The organism is Streptomyces sp. NPDC005181 (assembly GCF_040608395.1).
Lineage (GTDB): Bacteria > Actinomycetota > Actinomycetes > Streptomycetales > Streptomycetaceae > Streptomyces.
Map to the genome: position 1 here is coordinate 15,714 of NZ_JBEXID010000073.1, position 17,905 is coordinate 33,618.

At 70.6% G+C, this 17,905-nt stretch carries 15 protein-coding genes; 6 read left to right on the plus strand and 9 right to left on the minus strand.

The annotated features are described in order from the left end of the window. Nucleotides 1-70: 70 nt before the first annotated feature. Nucleotides 71-1,453 carry an FAD-dependent oxidoreductase gene (locus tag ABZV38_RS31190; RefSeq protein WP_356331784.1) on the plus strand — a complete coding sequence of 461 codons (1,383 nt, stop codon included), beginning with the start codon at nt 71-73 and terminating at the stop codon, nt 1,451-1,453. Between the two features lie 33 nt (nt 1,454-1,486). Here ABZV38_RS31190 and ABZV38_RS31195 read toward each other — a convergent pair whose 3' ends face one another. After that, complete coding sequence (locus ABZV38_RS31195) at nt 1,487-1,813, minus strand: helix-turn-helix domain-containing protein (protein ID WP_356331800.1); 327 nt, start codon at nt 1,811-1,813, stop codon at nt 1,487-1,489. Between the two features lie 305 nt (nt 1,814-2,118). Then, nucleotides 2,119-2,535 carry an acyl-CoA thioesterase gene (locus tag ABZV38_RS31200; RefSeq protein ID WP_356331785.1) on the minus strand — a complete coding sequence of 139 codons (417 nt, stop codon included), beginning with the start codon at nt 2,533-2,535 and terminating at the stop codon, nt 2,119-2,121. 308 nt (nt 2,536-2,843) lie between these two features. On the opposite strand from ABZV38_RS31200, the gene ABZV38_RS31205 reads away from it, so the two are divergent. Beyond that, nucleotides 2,844-4,607 carry a glycoside hydrolase domain-containing protein gene (locus ABZV38_RS31205; RefSeq protein WP_356331786.1) on the plus strand — a complete coding sequence of 588 codons (1,764 nt, stop codon included), beginning with the start codon at nt 2,844-2,846 and terminating at the stop codon, nt 4,605-4,607. A gap of 31 nt (nt 4,608-4,638) precedes the next feature. Beyond that, nucleotides 4,639-5,718 (plus strand): peptidoglycan-binding protein, encoded by a 1,080-nt coding sequence (locus ABZV38_RS31210; protein ID WP_356331787.1) that lies wholly within the window; start codon nt 4,639-4,641, stop codon nt 5,716-5,718. Nucleotides 5,719-5,877: 159 nt separating this feature from the next. On the opposite strand, the gene ABZV38_RS31215 is transcribed toward ABZV38_RS31210, so the two are convergent. The 5 genes from ABZV38_RS31215 to ABZV38_RS31235 all read right to left on the minus strand — a co-directional run bounded on the left by ABZV38_RS31215 (nt 5,878) and on the right by ABZV38_RS31235 (nt 11,809). Next, entirely contained in the window at nt 5,878-6,900 is a 1,023-nt protein-coding gene (locus tag ABZV38_RS31215) for an oligopeptide/dipeptide ABC transporter ATP-binding protein (RefSeq protein WP_356331788.1), read from the minus strand. Further along, a complete protein-coding gene (locus ABZV38_RS31220; RefSeq protein ID WP_356331789.1) occupies nt 6,897-7,937 on the minus strand; it encodes an ABC transporter ATP-binding protein in 1,041 nt (346 codons plus the stop codon). Before ABZV38_RS31220 ends, ABZV38_RS31215 begins: the two co-directional genes overlap by 4 nt. Next, on the minus strand, nt 7,937-8,848 hold the full coding sequence (locus tag ABZV38_RS31225; RefSeq protein ID WP_356331790.1) for an ABC transporter permease: 912 nt from the start codon (nt 8,846-8,848) through the stop codon (nt 7,937-7,939). The genes ABZV38_RS31220 and ABZV38_RS31225 overlap by 1 nt, the downstream gene beginning before the upstream one ends. Before the next feature lie 2 nt (nt 8,849-8,850). Continuing rightward, the gene (locus tag ABZV38_RS31230; protein WP_356331791.1) at nt 8,851-9,849 is read right to left on the minus strand and encodes an ABC transporter permease; all 999 of its coding nucleotides are present in this window, start codon (nt 9,847-9,849) and stop codon (nt 8,851-8,853) included. Nucleotides 9,850-9,982: 133 nt separating this feature from the next. Then, entirely contained in the window at nt 9,983-11,809 is a 1,827-nt protein-coding gene (locus tag ABZV38_RS31235) for an ABC transporter substrate-binding protein (RefSeq protein ID WP_356331792.1), read from the minus strand. 280 nt (nt 11,810-12,089) lie between these two features. On the opposite strand from ABZV38_RS31235, the gene murQ reads away from it, so the two are divergent. Further along, complete coding sequence (murQ, locus tag ABZV38_RS31240) at nt 12,090-12,998, plus strand: N-acetylmuramic acid 6-phosphate etherase (RefSeq protein ID WP_356331793.1); 909 nt, start codon at nt 12,090-12,092, stop codon at nt 12,996-12,998. A 63-nt stretch (nt 12,999-13,061) separates the two neighbouring features. Here murQ and ABZV38_RS31245 read toward each other — a convergent pair whose 3' ends face one another. Together ABZV38_RS31245 and ABZV38_RS31250 are read right to left on the minus strand one after the other, a co-directional pair. Beyond that, a complete protein-coding gene (locus tag ABZV38_RS31245; RefSeq protein WP_356331794.1) occupies nt 13,062-14,009 on the minus strand; it encodes a MurR/RpiR family transcriptional regulator in 948 nt (315 codons plus the stop codon). Between the two features lie 86 nt (nt 14,010-14,095). Next, on the minus strand, nt 14,096-15,172 hold the full coding sequence (locus tag ABZV38_RS31250; RefSeq protein WP_356331795.1) for a serine hydrolase domain-containing protein: 1,077 nt from the start codon (nt 15,170-15,172) through the stop codon (nt 14,096-14,098). Between the two features lie 135 nt (nt 15,173-15,307). Between ABZV38_RS31250 and ABZV38_RS31255 the strand changes: the two genes are divergently transcribed. Both ABZV38_RS31255 and ABZV38_RS31260 read left to right on the plus strand, forming a co-directional pair. Continuing rightward, nucleotides 15,308-16,228 carry a GNAT family N-acetyltransferase gene (locus tag ABZV38_RS31255; RefSeq protein WP_356331796.1) on the plus strand — a complete coding sequence of 307 codons (921 nt, stop codon included), beginning with the start codon at nt 15,308-15,310 and terminating at the stop codon, nt 16,226-16,228. Between the two features lie 74 nt (nt 16,229-16,302). Further along, the coding region (locus ABZV38_RS31260) for a glycoside hydrolase family 3 N-terminal domain-containing protein (RefSeq protein ID WP_356331797.1) at nt 16,303-17,905 on the plus strand (1,603 nt) is incomplete at its 3' end.

Sequence of the window (17,905 nt, forward strand, 5' to 3'; positions counted from 1 at the left end):
ACGGCCGCGCCTCTCTCCTGTCCCGCCGACCGGTGCGATGCTGGAGTCACCCTCCGGGAAGAGGTGCACCGTGCTCCGTGTCGCCGTCGTCGGCTCCGGACCCAGCGGGGTCTACACCGCCCAGTCCCTGGTCCAGCAGTCCCGGGTGCCCGATATCCGGGTGGACGTGCTGGACCGGTTGCCCTGCCCGTACGGCCTCGTGCGCTACGGCGTCGCCCCCGACCACGAGAAGATCAAGTCACTGCAGAACAGTCTGCGGACCGTCCTGGAGCACGAACGGATCACCTTCCTCGGCAATGTCCAGGTGGGCGGGGACGGACTGCCACCCGATCGGCTGAGCGAGCTCTACCAGGCGGTGGTCTACTGCGTCGGGGCGGCCACCGACCGCTGTCTCGGTGTTCCCGGCGAGGAACTGCCCGGCAGCCACTCGGCCACCGAGTTCGTCTCCTGGTACAGCGCGCACCCCGACGCGGCTGCCAACAGCTTTGCTCTGCAGGCCCGTTCGGTCGTGGTGATCGGGGTCGGCAATGTGGCGGTCGACGTGGCGCGGATCCTCGCGCGCAGTGCCGAGGAGCTGCGGCCCACCGATGTGCCGCACCCGGCGCTCGGTGCGCTGGCCGGCAGCCGGGTGCGCGCGGTGCACATGGCCGGCAGGCGCGGACCGTCCCAGGCCCGGTTCACCACCAAGGAGCTGCGCGAGCTGGGCGGGCTGCCGGGGGCGCGGGTCGTGGTGGACGGGGCGGAGCTGGCCCGCGATCCGGCGTACGCCTCCGCCGCGGCACCGCCGGATTCTCCGATGCCGCTGTCGGCGGTGGCACGGCGCAATATCGAGGTGCTGCGCGGGTGGGCGGAAGCCGGTGTCCCGGCCACCGGGCCGGACCCGATGCGCACGATCCATCTGCGGTTCTTTCTGCGCCCGGTCGAGCTCCTCGAACGGGACGGGCGGGTCGCCGGGGTGCGGTTCGCGCATACCGCACCGGACGGTGACGGAGGCATACAGGACACCGGTACGTACGAGGACATCGACGCCCAGCTCGTACTGCGGGCCGTCGGCTACCGCGGGCTGCCGCTGCCCGGTCTGCCCTTCGATCCGGCCCGCGGCACCGTGCCCCATCTGGCGGGGCGGGTGCTGCGGGACGGGGTGCCGTCGCCCGGGGAGTATGTCGCGGGGTGGATCAAGCGGGGGCCGACCGGAGTGATCGGCTCGAACCGGTCGTGCGCGAAGGAGACGGTCGCGTCGCTGCTGGACGACGCGCCACTGCTCGCGGGGCGGCCGGCGGCCCCCGATCCGGTGGCCGCGCTGCGGGCGTGGGGGTTGCGGCCGGTGGAGTGGGACGGCTGGCTGTCGATCGAGCGGGCGGAAACGGCACTGGGGCGGTCGCTCGGCCGTGGGCCGGTCAAGATCCCGGACTGGCTAGGACTGCTGGAGGCCGCACACAGTGTCCGGCGCTGAATCGAGGACCGCGGACGGACGCGCGGCGCGCTGTCACTCTTCGCCGAGCCGGTCCGCCTGCCGGGTCGCGGCGGCGAGAATGCTGTCGAGCAGCCCAGGGAAAAGCGCGTCCAGGTCGTCGCGACGCAGCCCGTTCATCTTGGCGGTGCCCCGGTAGGTCTGACTGACGATGCCGCACTCGCGCAGCACCCGGAAGTGGTGCGTGGTCGTGGACTTGGACACCGGAAGTTCGATACGGGAGCAGGTGAGCTCGTCCTCGGCGGAGGCCAGCTCGCGGACCACCCGCAGCCGCATCGGGTCGGAGAGCGCGTGGAGCACGGCCTCGATGCGGATCTCCTCGCGTGCCGGGTGGGCGAGCACGCGGGCGCCGGCGCCCGCGGTGGCGGTGGCGGTGGCGGTGGCGGTGGCGGTGGCGGTGGCGGTGGCGGTGGCGGTGACACTCGCGGCAGTGGCGCTGGTGGCGGTCACGGTGGCTCCACTTCATCGCTTCGTCCGGACGCTCCATGGTACGAGACTCATCGTACTTCGCTGCGCATCGCACCAAGGGCACAGGACGAAGTGGGATAAATCCGGCCCGACGAGCGGGAACGGGAGCTGCGCCGGCGCCACACGCAGGGCGGCGGCCGCTCCGCGCGCCGCCTCCCCCGCGGCCGGACCGCTTGCGGTCAGCCGCTGAGCAGGTCCGGGTCTCCGGCGAGCGAGGCGAGATGGCCGGCCGGATCGGCGATGAGCCTGCGGGCGGCCAGATCGAGCATCCCCGCCACGCCAGTGATTTCCGCCGCGACCGTGCCGTCCTCCTTGATGATCTTCTGTACCACCTCGAAGGTCTTCCCGCTGCCGTAGACGAACTGGCAGGTCACCCGCACCCGCTCGCCGCCGCGCAACTCCCGCAGGAACTTCACCGTCACTTCGAGCGCGACCGGACCCACGCCGCCGGCCAGCAGTCTCTCCTGCGGCAAACCGGCGGCTCGCAACAGCTCCCACCGGGCGTGCTCGGCGTACTGCAGATAGACAGCCTGGTTCAGATGTCCCTGCGTATCGAGCTCGTACCCACGGACGGTCACGTCAACAAAGAAGGTCATGACCGTCGCAACATCACTGAACAGTCCGTCATTCCCAGCGCCGGGACTCCCGAAACCGCCGCACTCGGGAGCCGCGCTTCATGAGCTGTCACCTCGAACTACCGGATGTGCCAGTGCCGTTGGCGCTCAGTCACGACTTCGCGAGCTTGGTAAGAAATTTTCGGCAATAGGTAGTGCAACGCAACTCAATGACGCGCTACCTTTCGCCTGCCCTGCCCATGGCGGCGCCGCACAACGGTGCGAGCCGGCCCCGTGGTCCGGGTGAAAGGCGCATGTCCTGTCCATCCCAGAAGCCGACCTGGAGTGCCATGAGACTGCCCAGACCACCCCGAGCACAGCTGCGCGCCGCAACCACCGTGCTCACCGCGCTGGCCGCACTGAGCACCGCCGCCCTGGCCACCGCCGCAGCACCGGCCGACGCCGCCGACGGCGCCAAGGACGTCTCCTACCGGGGCTATCACGTACGTGTGCCCAGCAGTTGGCCGGTCATCGACCTGGCCGCGCACCCCGAGACCTGTGTGCGCTTCGACCGCCACGCGGTCTACCTCGGCCACGCCACCGATGCCGGTCAGGCCACTTGTCCTGCCGGGCTGGTAGGCCGCACCGAAGCGCTGGTCATCGAGCCGCTGGACGCGACCGGCCGGAAGTCGGTGGACGGCGCCACCCGCATCGCGCCCAAGGGCGCTGCCAAGGCTGCGGTCCCGCGCGCCGCCGACGCGCCGTCCGGACGGATACGCCAGGCGGTTCCCGCAGCCGGAGTGCTGGTCACCGCCTCCGTCGGCACGGACGATTCCGCCGCGCAGAGCGTCCTGGACAGCGCCGCTCTGGACGCGGACGCCAAGGCCGTGACCTTGTCCGGCGCCTCCGCGGGCCAGGCCCGGGCCATGTCCGCATCCGCCGTGGCTCCGCAGCCCGGCACGTACACGGGTCTCGGCTTCGACCCGTGCGCCGCACCGTCCAACGCGCAGATGTCCGCCTGGTCCGCCTCGCCGTTCCGGGCCATCGGCGTGTACATCAGCGGCATCAGCGCGGCCTGCGACCAGCCGAACCTGACCGCGCCGTGGATCCAGACGCAGACCTCGGCGGGCTGGCACATCACCCCGATTCACGTCGGCCTCCAGGCGCCGTGCAACAACTACAGCCACAAGGTGTCGTACACGCTGTCCACCGCTGCGAGCCAGGGTCACGCCGAGGCCCAGGAGTCCATCTCCGCCGCCGCGGCGCTCGGGCTGCCGCAGGGCAGTGTGCTCTACAACGACATGGAGGCGTACGACCAGACCAACACTGCGTGCAGCGACGCGGTGATGACCTTCCTGAGCGCGTGGACCGAGGAGCTGCACGCCAACGGCTACCTGTCAGGCGTCTATTCGTCCGCCGCCTCCGGCATGGCGGACCTGGCCGGCAAGTACTCCGGCAGCACGTACACGATGCCTGACCACATCTGGTTCGCCCGCTGGAACGGCGCGGCCGACACCGACGCCAAGCCGTATGTACCGGACGCGTACTGGGCATCCCACCAGCGCATCCACCAGCTCACCGGGGACACCGACGAGACCTGGGGCGGCGTGACGATCAACATCGACCGGGACTACCTGGACGTGGGCCAGGGGCCGTTCGCCGGGTCCTGCTCCGCCGGGCTGGACTTCTCCCTGTACGGCTCGGTCTCGGCCGGCTCCTCCGGCGGCCTGGTCAGCGCGGCCCAGTGCCTGCTGACGCGCCAGGGGTACTTCACCGGCACGGTGGACGGGGCCTTCGGCCCGGGCACCGCGAGCGCCGTGCAGTCCTTCCAGAGCGCCAAGTCGCTGCCGGTCACCGGTACCGTCGACTCCCACACCTGGACCGCACTCCTGTCCGCGGGCACCAGGCCGACGCTCCAGTCCGGTTCCACCGGAGTGGACGTCAAGCGCCTCCAGCGGGCGCTGATCGCGGCCCGCGGCCAGACGCTCGCCATCGACGGCGACTTCGGCCCGGCGACCACCAGTGCGGTCAAGGTGTACCAGACCGCCCAGGGTCTCACCTCCGACGGCATCGTCGGAAATGCGACCTGGACCGCCCTGCAAGCCGGCAAGTGACCCCAGACCCATGGCGATTCAAAGGAGAACCATGCCTGCGTACGGAGTTCGCCGACGGGCCGGCCGCGGCCTGGCGGTAGCGGTCGCGGCCGGACTGCTCGCGCTGAGCGCCGCCGCCCCCGCGGCGGCGGCCACCGCGCCCGCGCGGACCAACCTGCTCTCCTCCGACTGCCCGAGCACCGTCAAGCAGGGGCAGGCGAGCGGCTGCGTGGCGGAGCTTCAGACGCTCCTGAACTTCGGTGGAGCGGCACTGACCGTCGACAGCGACTTCGGCCCCGCGACCACGGCAGCGGTCCGGACGTACCAGACCTCCAGGGGCCTCACCTCGGACGGGCTGGTCGGTCCGGCCACCAAGGCAGCGTTCTATTACGAGGACCCGGCGGTGGCGGTCGACCTGCGCTCCCTGCGCTGCCCGGTCGACCTGGAGCCGAACGAGAACGACGGCTGCATCACCGAGCTGCAGAACAAGCTCAATGCCCATGGGGCCACGCTGACCGTGGACCATTCCCTCGGCTCCGCCACCACCAACGCAGTACGCACCTACCAGTCCTCGGTGGGCCTGCCCGCGACCGGGCAGGTGAGCCCGGCCACCAAGGCGAAGCTGTACGGCGACCCGCTGCCGCAGCAGCCGACGGACCTCGGACCGGGACGCTACGCCGCGGTCGTGGACTTCGGCGAGCAGGCCACCGGTCAGAACATCCAGTACGTCTGGGGCGGCGGCCACGAGGCGGACTTCGGCCCGTCGATCGGCATCTGCGACGGCTACAACGGATCGATCCAGCCGTGCCCGGCGGACAAGGAAGTGGGGCTGGACTGCTCGGGTTTCACCCGCTGGTTGTACTGGCGGGCGGGGGCGGGCGACATCGGCCAGACCACCCGGGACCAGGTGGTCAACCCGCGCCTCACGCAGGTCACCGCGGCCAACGCGATACCGGGTGACCTCGTGTACTTCGGCGGCTCGCCGTCGACCGTGCACCATGTCGGCGTCTACATCGGCAAGGTGGACGGGGTGGCCATGATGGTCAACGCCTCGCACACCGGCACCTATGTACGGCAGGACACCGTCACGTCGCACACGGACCTGCTCGGGTACTACCACCTCACCAACTGACGGATCGTCAATGACGGTGGCCGGCTCGGTCCACGGGCCGGCCACCGTTGAGCGTGCGCATACTCCGCAGGGCCGCAGCGGTCCGGGGTTTCTTCGGGCATGCCTGAGGGCGGGCCCGCCCCTCGGGGAGCAGACCCGCCCGATGCCGGGGGAGGGAGGTCAGACGGTGGCCGTCTCGATCTCCACGCCGACCACGCGTCGCGCTGTGGGGTGGAAGCAGGCGTGGTGCTGCCCGGACTCTCCCACCGCTTCGAGGACAGGCCGTTCGGCGGTGCAGCGGTCGGTGGCGAAGGGGCAGCGAGGCGCGAACAGGCAGCCGTCCGTGACCACTTGCTCGTCCAGCGGGGCCAGCGGCGCCAGCCGGTCGGGGCCGGGCTCCTCCAGACCTCGCATGATCGGGATCGCCGACAGCAGACACTGCGTGTAGGGATGGACGGGCCCTTGGATGACGTCGTCAGTGGGGCCACTCTCGATGACCTGGCCGCGGTAGATGACGTGCAGCTCGGCGCCCTCGCCGACGTACCGCGCCGTCGCCACGTCGTGGGTGATGAAGACCAGCGAGATGCCCAGGCGTTCGCGCAGGTCGTGGAGCAGGGCGAGGATGCCCAGGCGCATCGAGACGTCGATCATCGAAACGGCCTCGTCGGCGATGAGCACCTCGGGGTCGACGGTGAGCGCGCGGGCGATGACCACACGCTGACGCTGACCGCCCGAGAGCTGGTGCGGGTACTTGGGGAGGACCCCGTCCGGCTCCAGACCCACCAGTTCCAGGAGTTCCGAGGCCCGTGCCCGTACACCGGACGCCGAAGCGGCGCCGCCCGTCTCCTTCGCGCGCATCCGCAGCGGGTCGCCGAGGATCTGCTCGATCGTGCGGGTGGGGTTCAGGGCCGAGTACGGGTCTTGGTGGATCATCTGGATGCGGCGGAAGTACGGGGCACGCTTGCGCGGCGAGAGCTTGGAGAGCTCCACGCCGTCGACCACGAGCTCGCCGCCGTCGAAGGTCTCGATCCCCGTGAGGATCTTGCCCAGCGTGGTCTTGCCGCAGCCCGATTCGCCGATGAAGGCGACGGCACCGCCCTTGGGGAGCGTGAAGTCCACGCCGCGCAGGGCGTAGACCGTGCGCTCGCCGGTGAAGGCCCCGCGGGAGTGGTAGGTGCGGGTGATGCCGCGTGCCTCGATCACGACGCGTCTCCCTTCGGGGTGGTGGGGCTGACCACGGCGACGTCCGCGTGGCACGCCCGCTGGTGGCCGGCCGAGTGCTCCGCGAGCTGCGGCTCGTCCTCGGCGCAGATGTCCATCTTGAAGGCGCAGCGGTCGCGGAACACGCAACCCGTCTTCGGGATGGTGGTGAGGTCCGGCGGGCGGCCCGGCAGGGCGCGGGCTGCGGCCGGGTCGCCGACGATGCGTGCCGTGGCGCCGATCAGAGCCTTGGTGTAGGGGTGGGTGGGGTTGCGGAGGAGATCCAGCGTCGGGCCGTGCTCGACGATCCGGCCGCCGTACATCACGGCCAGGTTGTCGGCGAGCTCTGAGACCACGCCCATGTCGTGGGTGACGATGAGGGTGCTGAGGTTGTTCTCCTCGTGCACCTGGCGGATGATCTTCAGCACCGCAGACTGGGACAGTACGTCCAGAGCCGTGGTCGGCTCGTCCAGGATGAGGACCTTGGCGTTCAGAACGAGAGCGAAGACGATGCCCAGGCGCTGGCGCATGCCGCCGGACAGCTCGTGCTGATAGGAGTCCAGAACGCGGTTGCCGTCCAGGCCCATCCGCTCGGCGAGCTGCTTGGCGCGGGAGAGCAGGCCCGGGAGGTCCTCGACGTCGTGCGAGCGGCCCAGGTCCAGGATCTGCTTGCCGATGGTCTTCAGCGGGTTCATGGAGTTCTGCGACGCCTGGAAGACGTAGCCGAGCGCCGAGCCCCGTACCGCCCGCATCGCCTTGGCGCTGAGCGTCGTCACGTCACCGATGCCGTCGACGTGGATGGCGCCGCCTGCGATCCGGCCCGGCTCGGGCACGGCGTTCATCAGGGACAGGGCCAGGGTCGACTTGCCTGAGCCGGACTCCCCCACCAGGCCGGTGATTTCACCGCGGCGCAGGTCGAGGGAAGCGTTCGCGACAGCCGGGTACTCCGTACCGTTGATGCGGTAGTGGACACTGAGGTCGCGTACGCGGACCTCGGCCTCCCTGGCCTTGGGCGCGGCCTTCTTCGTCGTCGTGGTCATCAGCGCTCCCTCAGTCGCGGGTTGAAGAGCTCGTCGATCGCGTCCAGGAACAACACCACGCCCATGATCAGGAGCAGGATGCAGGTGAGCGGGGCCAGCAGGTAGAAAATTGCCTCGGGGCTCTGCAGCGCGCCTCCGGAGAACACCGCCTGGTTGATCATCACGCCCCAGTTGGTGCTGGTGAACGGCACGATGCCGAGGAAGAACAGCCCGACCTGGGCTTCGACGAAGCCGATGACCGACAGGAGCAGGTGCATCGCCACGTACGGGGCGATGTTCGGCAGGAGCTCGCGCACGATGATGTGTCGGCTGGGCAGCCCGAGGCCGCGTGCGGCCTCCAGGAAGCCGCGCTCGCGCAGGCTCAGCACCTGGGAGCGGACGGCGCGGGCGATGCCGCCCCAGCCGACGACGCCGAGCACGCAGCCCATCTCCAGCGGGCTGTCGAACTTCCACATGGTGGTAAGCACGACGAGCAGCGGCAGGCCGGGGACCGTGAGCACGAAGTCGGTGACGCGCATCAGCGCGGAGTCGGACATGCCGCGGTGGAAGCCGGCCAGGAGCCCGACGGCAGTTCCGATCGTCGAGGCGAACAGGGCGGCGAGGGAGCAGGTGAGCAGTACATAGCGGCTGCCGACGACAGTGGACTGGAGCACGTCAGAACCGGCGAAATCGGTTCCGAGCCAGTGCTCTGCGCTCGGCGGCTGGTAGATCGCGTCCGGGTCGATGGCGAGCTGGTCGCCATAGAGCATCGGGCCGAAGGTGCCCATCAGGACGAAGAACACCAGGATGGACAGCCCGATGATCCGGCCGGGCTTTCGCGTGAGGACACGCCAGATGCCGGTCCAGCGGGAACGCCTCGCCGAGGGGGCATCAGCCGGACGGGGCGGCTTGGTGAGCGTCGCGGTGGTCATGGTCAGCGCCTCACTCGGGGGTCGATCACGGAGTAGAGGAGGTCCGCGACGATGTTCGCAAGCACCACCGCGGTGGTGATCAGCAGGAAGGCACCGGTCATCAGGGGGTAGTCGCGCTTGCCGATGCTGTTCAGCAGCAGCTGCCCGACGCCGGGGTAGTTGAAGGTGGCCTCGATCAGGATCGCTCCGCCGAACAACGTGCCGAACGAGAGGGCGAGGGTGGTGAACAGCGGCAGGATCGCGTTGCGGCCGATGTAGCGCATCCGCGTGCCGGCGGTGATGCCCCGCAGCTCGGAAGCGAGGATGAAGTCGTCACCGAGGACGGAGACCACGCTGGAGCGCATGCTGAGCATCCAGCCGCCGTAGGAGATGAGGACGTACGTGGCGACCGGGAGGATCGCGTGGTACGCGACCGACGACACGTACTCGACGTTCCATCCGGGGTCCACCAGGAGCGTCTCGGAGACGGTGCCGCCGTACGGCAAGGCCCCCAGGTTGGTGTAGAAGACGGTGATGAGCAGGATCGCGATCACGAACGACGGGATGCCGGCGATCATCGAGGCGGCCAGGCTCAGCCCGCTGCCGAGACGGGATGACCGCTTCACCGCCGCGACCACACCACTGCTGACACCGATGCAGAAGCTGATCAGCAGGCCGCTCAGGATGGGGATGATGGTCCACGGCAGGGCGTCGCCGATGACATCTGCGACCGGCACTCCGCTGTAGGAGATCGAGATCCCGAGGTGACCGTGGAGCAGGTCGCTGATGTAGTGCGTGTACTGCGTGAACAGCGGGTCCTGCGAGGTGTACCCGTAAATGATCGAGGCCTTGGCCTTGGCCTCCTGGGAGTTCATTCCCATGGCGACGTACTTCTCGTACGCCACGTCGCCCGGTTTGCCGGGCAGGGCGTGGACGAGGAAGAACGTAAACGTGGCTACGATCCAGACCATGACCGCGCCGCCGGCCAGTCGGATCGAGATGGTGCGCGCCAGTCCCTTCACGTTCCTGCATCTCCTTCCTTGTTGTAGGGGGTTGTTGTAGAACAGCGCGCGAGCGGGGCGACGGCCTGGTGCGGCTGCCGCCCCGCGGTGGTGCGCCGTGCGGTAGTTGCTCGGTGCGGTTACCCGGCCTCGATCACTTGGCCTGGATGTAGCCCTGCATCATCCACACGCCGGGCTGGTTGGCGAGGATCTCGTCCTGCCCGTTCTTCGGCCAGTTGGTGAAGTTCTTGTCGTAGGTGAACTTCACGTTGGTGTAGTCCCACATCGGGATGACGGGAACTTCCTGGTTGGTGGCCTTGACCAGCTGCGTGATGACCGGCTTCTTGGCCTCGGTGTCGAGGCCGGCGAGACTGGCCGTGAGCTGACCCGGGTTGATGGACTGCCCGTCGACCGTGAAGGTCTCGTCGCCGTGCATCCAGTTGCCGTCACCCTTCTTCTCGGTGTGGGTGACCTTGTTGCCGTTGGCGACGAAACCGTCGCTCTCGCCGTACAGGCGCTGGAAGTTCTGGCGCGGGTCGGCGCCGACGGCGGTCAGCCACCAGCCGACGTCGAACTTCTCGGCGGCCATGTCCGTCTGGTAGGCGCCGAAGTCGGCGGAGAGGGCCGGCTTGGTCTCGATGCCGAAGGCGGTGAGCTCGTTGGCGACGACGGTGGAGGCGGCGATCCAGTCACTGAAGCCGTTGACGGTCTGCAGCGTGATCTTCCACTGCTTGCCGTTCGCCAGGTACCACTTGCCGTCCTTCTGCTTCAGGCCTGCGCCCTTCAGCAGCTCGGTGGCCTTCGCCTCGTCGTGGGCATACGGGTTGAGCTTGCCGACCGCGTCGGCGCCCAGCCACTGCTCGGTCGACTTGCGGATCATGCCGGCGGGGGCGGTGGAGGCCATGCCGCCGACCGGCTGGCCCACCTTGGTGATGGCTTCGCGGTCCAGGATGTACGCCAGGGCCTGGCGCACCTCCTTCTTGTCGTACGGTGCCTTGCTCTGGTTGAAGGCGATGGAGGCGTTGACGTAGGAGGTGCCGTCGGCGCGCTTGTAGCCCTTGGCCAGGATCTGGTTCAGGACGTTCGTGGGGATGGCGGTGAAGGGCGCGGCGTCCAGGTCACCGTTCTTCATGAAGCCCCAGATCTGCTCGTTGCCGGAGTAGTGGCGGATGACCACCTGGCTCGGAGCGATCTTGTCGAGGTCGTAGAAGTACTTGTTGCGGACGAGGATGGCCGAGCCGGGGTTGACGCGCTTGACCACGAACGGGCCGGCCGAGACGTCCTTCTTCGGCGCGAAAGCCGCGATGGCCTTGCCGGTCTCGTTCAGCTTGTCGACGGCGGCCTGGGCGGCGGTCGCCTGGGCCGCGTCCACCTGCTGGCTGGCGGCGATGGTGTCCCAGATGTCGGCCGGCACCAGGTGGCTGTAGACCGACTTGGGGACGATGGACTGGCCCAGGATCTGCTTCGCGAAGTTCGCGTTGTTGGTCCCGGCGGCCTGCTTGAACTCGATGTCGTGCTTGCCGACGGAGGTCACGGAGGCGACGTTGAGGCCCTCACTGAGCTGGCCCGAGCCGACCGAGGCAGTGCCCTGGGTGAGCGCGATGGCCATGGACATCTTGATGTCCTCGACGGTGACCGGCTTGCCATCGGACCACTTGGCGTCGGGCTGCATGTGCGCGACCAGCGTGTCGCCCTTGACCTCCCAGCTCTTGGCGAGGCCCGGAAAGGCGTCGTTCGCATCCATCGGGTTCTTCTTCTCGAACCCGAGGCGCATCGAGTTGTAGCTGAGGAACGTGTTCCCGTTCGGGCTGTACGGGTTCATCGGCGCGCCCGGGGTGATCGGGTTGTTCGCGTCGACCGTGGTGAAAACGCCACCGCCGTTGGCGCCGTTCTTCGCACCGGAATCGGGTGCGCACGCGGCGAGGGTACCGAGGGTCGCGAGTGCGGCGGACGCTGCGACAAAGTGCTTGAACCGGACCATAGCGCGTGGTCTCCGATCGGCAGGCGGTAGTGGAGTGGTGGGACAAGGTCTGGGGGGTGTGCAGACCGTAGGAGCGGCGCCACGAGTATGTCAATGAGTTGCGTTGGCTGAATCCAGTTCGTAATTTACCGCCGTACGCAAGTCGCCGCGATGGCCTCGAATCGCGGCCGCCTAGCGGGACAGCGACAGCGCGGGCGGAAACTTACGTTCAACTATCAATCCATGTGGCAAAGTTACGGGCGCTTGTCTCCCCCTGGCCTCCGACCGAGAGGAAACCGCGATGCACCCGCAGCTTCCGGTACGAATCGACGCCCCCACCGAACGCCGCAACCCCCGCACCCGCGACATCGACGACGTCCCCACCCTGGAGATGCTGCGCCTGCTCAACGCCGAGGACCGGATCCCGGCCGAGGCGGTCGCCGACGTACTGCCCGACCTGGCCCGGCTGGTGGACGAGACAGCGCGCCGGATCCGGGCGGGCGGCCGGCTGCACTACTTCGGCGCGGGCACCTCGGGCCGGCTCGCGGTGATGGACGCCGCCGAACTGATCCCCACCTTCGGCCTCGCGCCCGGCATCGTGGTCGCCCACCACGCCGGCGGTCTGCGCGCGCTGGTCGAACCGGTGGAGGGCCTCGAGGACCAGGAGCCCGCCGGGGCGGCCGATGCAGCCGAGGTGGGTCCGGGGGACGTCGCGGTCGGCATTGCCGCCAGCGGCCGCACTCCCTACGTCGGCGGCGCCCTGCGCGCGGCTCGGGCGGCGGGCGCCTTCACCGCGCTGGTCAGCGCCAACCCCGCGGCCGAACTGGCCGGTCAGGTGGACATCCACCTGGGTGTGGACACCGGCCCGGAGGCGATTGCGGGCTCCACCCGCCTGAAGGCAGCCACCGCCCACAAACTGCTGCTCAACAACCTGTCCACAGCAGTGATGGTGGCGCAGGGCCGTACGTACTCGAATCTGATGGTCGATGTGGCCGCCACCAACGACAAGTTGCGCGGCCGGGTCCTCAACATCCTGGTGGAAGCCACCGGACTGGACGAGGACCGCTGCGGAGCCGCCCTCTCGGCTTCGGGAGGGGAGCTGAAGACTGCCCTGGTCGGCCTGCTCGCCGAGTGCTCCCCCGAGCAGGCACGCAAGGCGCTGGAGGCCGGTGGCGGGAGCGTGCGCGCGGCCCTGCGCACCGTCGGCTGAGTACGAGCGAGGACGCCCCGCGACCCGAGCGGGTCGCGGGGCGTCCTCGTCACCGGGGAGCGGTCACTCCGGGCCGCGGCGCCGGTGCACCGCCGTGTACGTGCGCTCCAGGGCGCGTGTCGTGCGGCTGTAGTTGCGCTGGGCCACACCGACGAACAGGCAGTCCACCAGCGTCAGGGCGGCGATCCGGCTGGACATCGCGCCGGACCTGAAGGTCGTCTCGCGCACCGCGGTGGTCAGCACATGGTCGGCCACCTCGGCGATCGGCGACCGCGGGAAGTTGGTGATGGCGATGGTGGTGGCGCCGTTGTCCCAGGCCTCGCCCAGCGCGGCCACGGTGTCGGTGGTGGCCCCGGTGTGCGAGATGCCGATCGCCAGGTCCCCCCGGCCGAGCAGCGCCGCGGAGGTGAGCGCGCCGTCGGGGTCCGGCCACGCGGACGCCCGGCGCCCGATGCGGTGCAGCTTCTGCTGGAAGTCGAGAGCGATCAGCGCGCTCGCGCCGACGCCGTACAGATCCACCGCACTCGCCCCGACCACTTCGTCGATCGCCCGCTGCAGGACGTTGAGGTCGAGCTGGGCAATGGTGTCCTCGACCGCGTGGGCGTCCGCGAAGCCCAGTTTGCCGACCACGTCGGCGAGCGAGTCGCCGGGCCCGATGTCGCTGCCGGCGCTGGACCAGGCGGGGCCGCTGTCCTCGCTGCCGGCCGCCGAGGCCAGCTTGATCCGCAGGTCGGGGTAGCCCTTGAGGCCCACGGCCCGGCAGAACCGGACAACGGTGGTCTCGGAGGTGCTGCATTCCGTGGCGAGTTCGCTGATGGTCTTCCCGGCGACCCCGACCGGATCGGCGATCGCGGCTTCGGCGACCCGCCGCTCCGAAGGTGGCAGAGAAGGCAGCAGGGCCCGGATCTGCACCAGCACCGTCTGTGGCGGCGTCGCGCGCTCTGCGGTGGGTGCTGCGGAGCGCCGGGAGGCGTCGCCGCCTCCGCGCTGTCGGTCACGTGGGGCAGCCATGTGGGAATCCTACGGGTTCGTTGGGGTACGCGTCGCTGAGTATCCGGGATATGTACGATTCGGGGCCTTGATGCGCCACCCGGCGCTCAGCCGCGCACGGGCTCGGTGCGGGCCGCCACGGCAGCGTGCACAGCACGTCGCAACTCCTTTGCCCGCGCCCCGCGTCCGTAGTGCACGGCGTTGGTCAGCAGCACCACCCAGATCCCGCTGACCGGGTCGAGCGCCAGGCTGGTGCCGGTGAAGCCGGTGTGCCCGGCGCCGGTCGCGGGCCAGTGCGGGGACATGTGGTCCCAGGCGTCGCCGGGCAGCGTCCAGCCCAGCCCCCGCGCGCCGTCCAGCCCCGCGGTCTGCAGACTGAGCGCGTCGGAGCGGGTGCGGGCCGACAGCGGCGACTCGTCGGTCAGCCAGCAGGCACGAAGGTAGCGCGCGAGGTCCGGCGCAGTGCCGAACAGCCCGGCGTGCCCGGCCACGCCGCCCAGGCTCTCGGCGTTCTCGTCGTGCACCACGCCGCACTTGGGCTCACCGCCGGGCGGCGCCTCGGTCGCAGCGGTGACCTCCCGCCAGTCGGCGGGCGGCAGGTAGCGGGTGGCGGTCAGGCCCAGCGGGTCGAGCACCAGCTCCCGTACGGCGGCGTCGAGCGGCTGTCCGGCCGCCGTGGCAACGATTTCACCGAGCAGGATGAACCCCAGGTCGGAGTAGCTGACGACGGTGCCGGGCGGGTGGTCGAGGGGTTCCGCGAGAACGGCGGCGAGCCGGTCGGCGGGGCCGCCGGGAAGCTGCCAGTAGTCCCGGTGCGGAGGAAGTCCGGAGGAGTGCGACAGGAGATGACGGATCGTCACTTCGCTCTTGCCGGCCCCGGCGAAGCCCGGCAGATGGCGGCGCACCGGGTCGTCCAGTCGCAGCGCCCCGGTGTCGGCAAGCCGCAGCACGGCGGGCGTGGTGGCCACCACCTTGGTGAGGGAAGCCAGGTCGAAGACCGTGTCCGCGGCAACCGGGCGCCCCGACGGACCGTCGGCGGTGGTGCCGAACGCGGCGGTACGGACGGGACCGTGCGCACCGCGACCGGTGATCAGCACGGCTCCGGGCACGACACCCTGCTCCACCGCGTTCCTGACGAGGTCTGCTGGATCGGGGAAACTTGCGGGATCTTCGCGGACGGTCATCACGGCCTGCTTTCCGGTCGGGTACGGGGGCTGACAGCCCGATCATCCCGCTGGTAAATTTCCACCGCAATACCGAGCCGCAATGTCATTCACTTACAATCCGGTGTCCCCGGAGCCAACCCGAGGTGAGCAGGCATGACGAACCTTCCCGCGGCACGCACCGCGACCGAGCACGACCTGCCCGCCCTGCGAACCCTCGCCCGCGCGGCCCTTGTTCACGACAGCGACGCCGCGGACGTGTTCGATCTGCTGTGGGCGCAGGCCGCGGACCACCCGCAGCTGCGGATCCTCGCCGAGGCCGACGGAAAGCCGGTCGGCGTCGCCCTCGCGGCACTCCGCCCCGCCACCGCGAGCGCCCCCGCCACGGGCCACATCGACCTCATCGCCGTACGCCCCGGGGTGCAGAGCCGCGGCATCGGCCGCGCCCTGCTCAGCCGCGTGGAGGAACTCCTCACCGCCGCCGGGGCCGGCCGGCTGATGGTCCGCGGCAGGCCCCCCTACTACGCCTGGCCCGGCATCGACATCCGCTACACCCGCGCCGTCTGCCTGGCCGAATCCAGTGGCTACACCCGGGGCCCCGAGGGCCTCAACCTGAGCGTCGACCTGCGCACCGCCCCGCTCGGCACCGCCGAGGACGAGGCGCGCCTGGCCGCTGCCGGGGTGCAGGTCCGTCGCCTCACACCCGCGGACCAGAAGCCGTTCCTCGCATGGATGAACCAGTGGGGCGGCTCCTGGGACGGTGAAGCAGCTCGCGCCCTGGCCTACGACCCGCCGCGCGGCCATGTCGCCGTCCGCGACGGTGCCGACGGTCCGGTCTACGTCGGCTTCGCCTGCCACGGCGTCAACCGCCGCTCCTGGTTCGGCCCGATGGGCACCGAATCCTCGGAACGCGGCCTCGGCGTCGGCACGGTGCTGCTCCGCCGCTGCCTCGCCGACCAGCGCGCCTCCGGACTCGACGCGGCGGAGATCGGCTGGACCGCCCCCATCCACTTCTATGCCCGCGCCGTGGACGCGCAGCTCGGCCGGGTCTTCTGGACGTACAGCAAGGACGTCTGACCTCCGGCCTCCCGGCGGCCCCGACCGCCCGCGACCCCCGAGCACCCCGCCCGCCCGGCCCGAGAGGACCCACCATGCCGACCACCCCCGCCACCCGCCCCACCCGCGCCGACGGTGAACTCCTCGCTCTCGCCGACCAGGTGCTGCAGCCGGGCTTCCGGGGCACCACCGCCCCCGACTGGATCCGCCGCCGGCTGGCCGGCGGACTGGGCTCGGTCCTCCTCTTCGGCCGCAACATCCAGGACACCGTGCAGACCGCCGCGCTCACCGCCGCGCTGCGCGCCGAGAATCCCGACGTACTGATCGCCGTCGACGAGGAGGGCGGCGACATCACCCGGCTGGAGACCGCCACCGGCTCCTCCTATCCGGGCAACCTCGCCCTCGGCACCGTCGACGATCCCGAGCTCACCGCCGCCGTCGCCCACTCCATCGGCGGCGAACTGCGCGCCGTCGGCATCGGCCTCGACTACGCCCCCGACGCCGACGTCAACTCCAACCCCGACAACCCGGTCATCGGCGTCCGCTCCTTCGGCGCCGACCCCGCGCTGGTCGCCCGGCACACCGCCGCCTGGGTGCGCGGGCTGCACGACGCGGGGGTCGCCGCCTGCGCCAAGCACTTCCCCGGCCACGGCGACACCGACACCGACTCCCACCTCGACCTGCCCACCGTCACGATGGACGTGGACCGCATTACGGAACTGGCCCTCCCGCCGTTCCGCGCCGCCCTCGCCGCCGGAGCCCGCGCGGTGATGACCGCCCACCTGCTCATCCCCGCCTACGACGCGGACCGCCCCGCCACCGTCAGCCCCCGTGTGATCACCCAACTGCTGCGCGAGGATCTGGGGTTCGACGGGCTCGTCGTCAGCGACGCCGTCGAAATGCAGGCCGTCCGCGCCCGCTACGGACTGGCCGGCGCGACCGTCCGCGCGCTGGCCGCCGGGGTGGACCTCGTCTGCCTCGGGGACGGATCCGGTGACACCGAGTTCGCCGGCCTGCGCGCCGCCGTCGCCGACGCCGTGACCCGCGGCGAACTCAGCGAGGAGCGCCTCGCCGAGGCCGCGGCCCGTACCGCCGGGTTCGCCGCCTGGCAACGGGCCCTGGCCGGGACCGTTCCCGCTCCGGTACCGGACCGGGCGCTCGGTCTGGCCGCCGCCCGCCGGGCGCTGCGCGCCACCGCCGAGGACCCGGCCGCGCTGCCGCTGCGGTTCCCCGCCCTCCTGGTGGAGTTCGGCGTCCCCGGCACCGTGGTCCAGGGCGATGCAGTGCCGTGGGGTCTCGGTCCCGCGCTCACCGCGCTGATGCCCGGGACCGTCCGCACCACCCTGCCCGCCCTCGCCCCGTTCGACCCGGCGCATGCCGACCGGATCCTCGCCGAGGCCGCCGGCCGACCGCTTGTCCTCGCTGTCCGCGACGCCCACCGCCGGCCGGCCGTGCAGGACTGGCTGCGTGTGCTGCTCGCCCGCCGACCCGACGCGATCACGGTGGAACTCGGCGTCCCGCACCCCGGCCCGGGCGGCGCCGCCCGCATCGACACCCACGGCGCGGCGCGCGTCTGCGGGCAGGCGGCCGCGGAGGCCCTCCGGGACGGTGACCGCCCCGGTGTACGAGACCAGTTCCGCCGAGCAGGTCCAGTGGATCCTCGGCGACTCGGCGTGCGCGTCGCTCTCGACGAGGGCC

Bases quoted from the DNA above. Each gene is read 5' to 3' on its own strand.
- ABZV38_RS31200 (WP_356331785.1), bottom strand. From the start codon at position 2,535: ATGACCTTCTTTGTTGACGTGACCGTCCGTGGGTACGAGCTCGATACG.
- ABZV38_RS31205 (WP_356331786.1), top strand. From the start codon at position 2,844: ATGAGACTGCCCAGACCACCCCGAGCACAGCTGCGCGCCGCAACCACC.
- ABZV38_RS31210 (WP_356331787.1), top strand. From the start codon at position 4,639: ATGCCTGCGTACGGAGTTCGCCGACGGGCCGGCCGCGGCCTGGCGGTA.
- ABZV38_RS31220 (WP_356331789.1), bottom strand. From the start codon at position 7,937: ATGACCACGACGACGAAGAAGGCCGCGCCCAAGGCCAGGGAGGCCGAG.
- ABZV38_RS31225 (WP_356331790.1), bottom strand. From the start codon at position 8,848: ATGACCACCGCGACGCTCACCAAGCCGCCCCGTCCGGCTGATGCCCCC.
- ABZV38_RS31235 (WP_356331792.1), bottom strand. From the start codon at position 11,809: ATGGTCCGGTTCAAGCACTTTGTCGCAGCGTCCGCCGCACTCGCGACC.
- murQ (WP_356331793.1), top strand. From the start codon at position 12,090: ATGCACCCGCAGCTTCCGGTACGAATCGACGCCCCCACCGAACGCCGC.
- ABZV38_RS31245 (WP_356331794.1), bottom strand. From the start codon at position 14,009: ATGGCTGCCCCACGTGACCGACAGCGCGGAGGCGGCGACGCCTCCCGG.
- ABZV38_RS31250 (WP_356331795.1), bottom strand. From the start codon at position 15,172: ATGACCGTCCGCGAAGATCCCGCAAGTTTCCCCGATCCAGCAGACCTC.
- ABZV38_RS31255 (WP_356331796.1), top strand. From the start codon at position 15,308: ATGACGAACCTTCCCGCGGCACGCACCGCGACCGAGCACGACCTGCCC.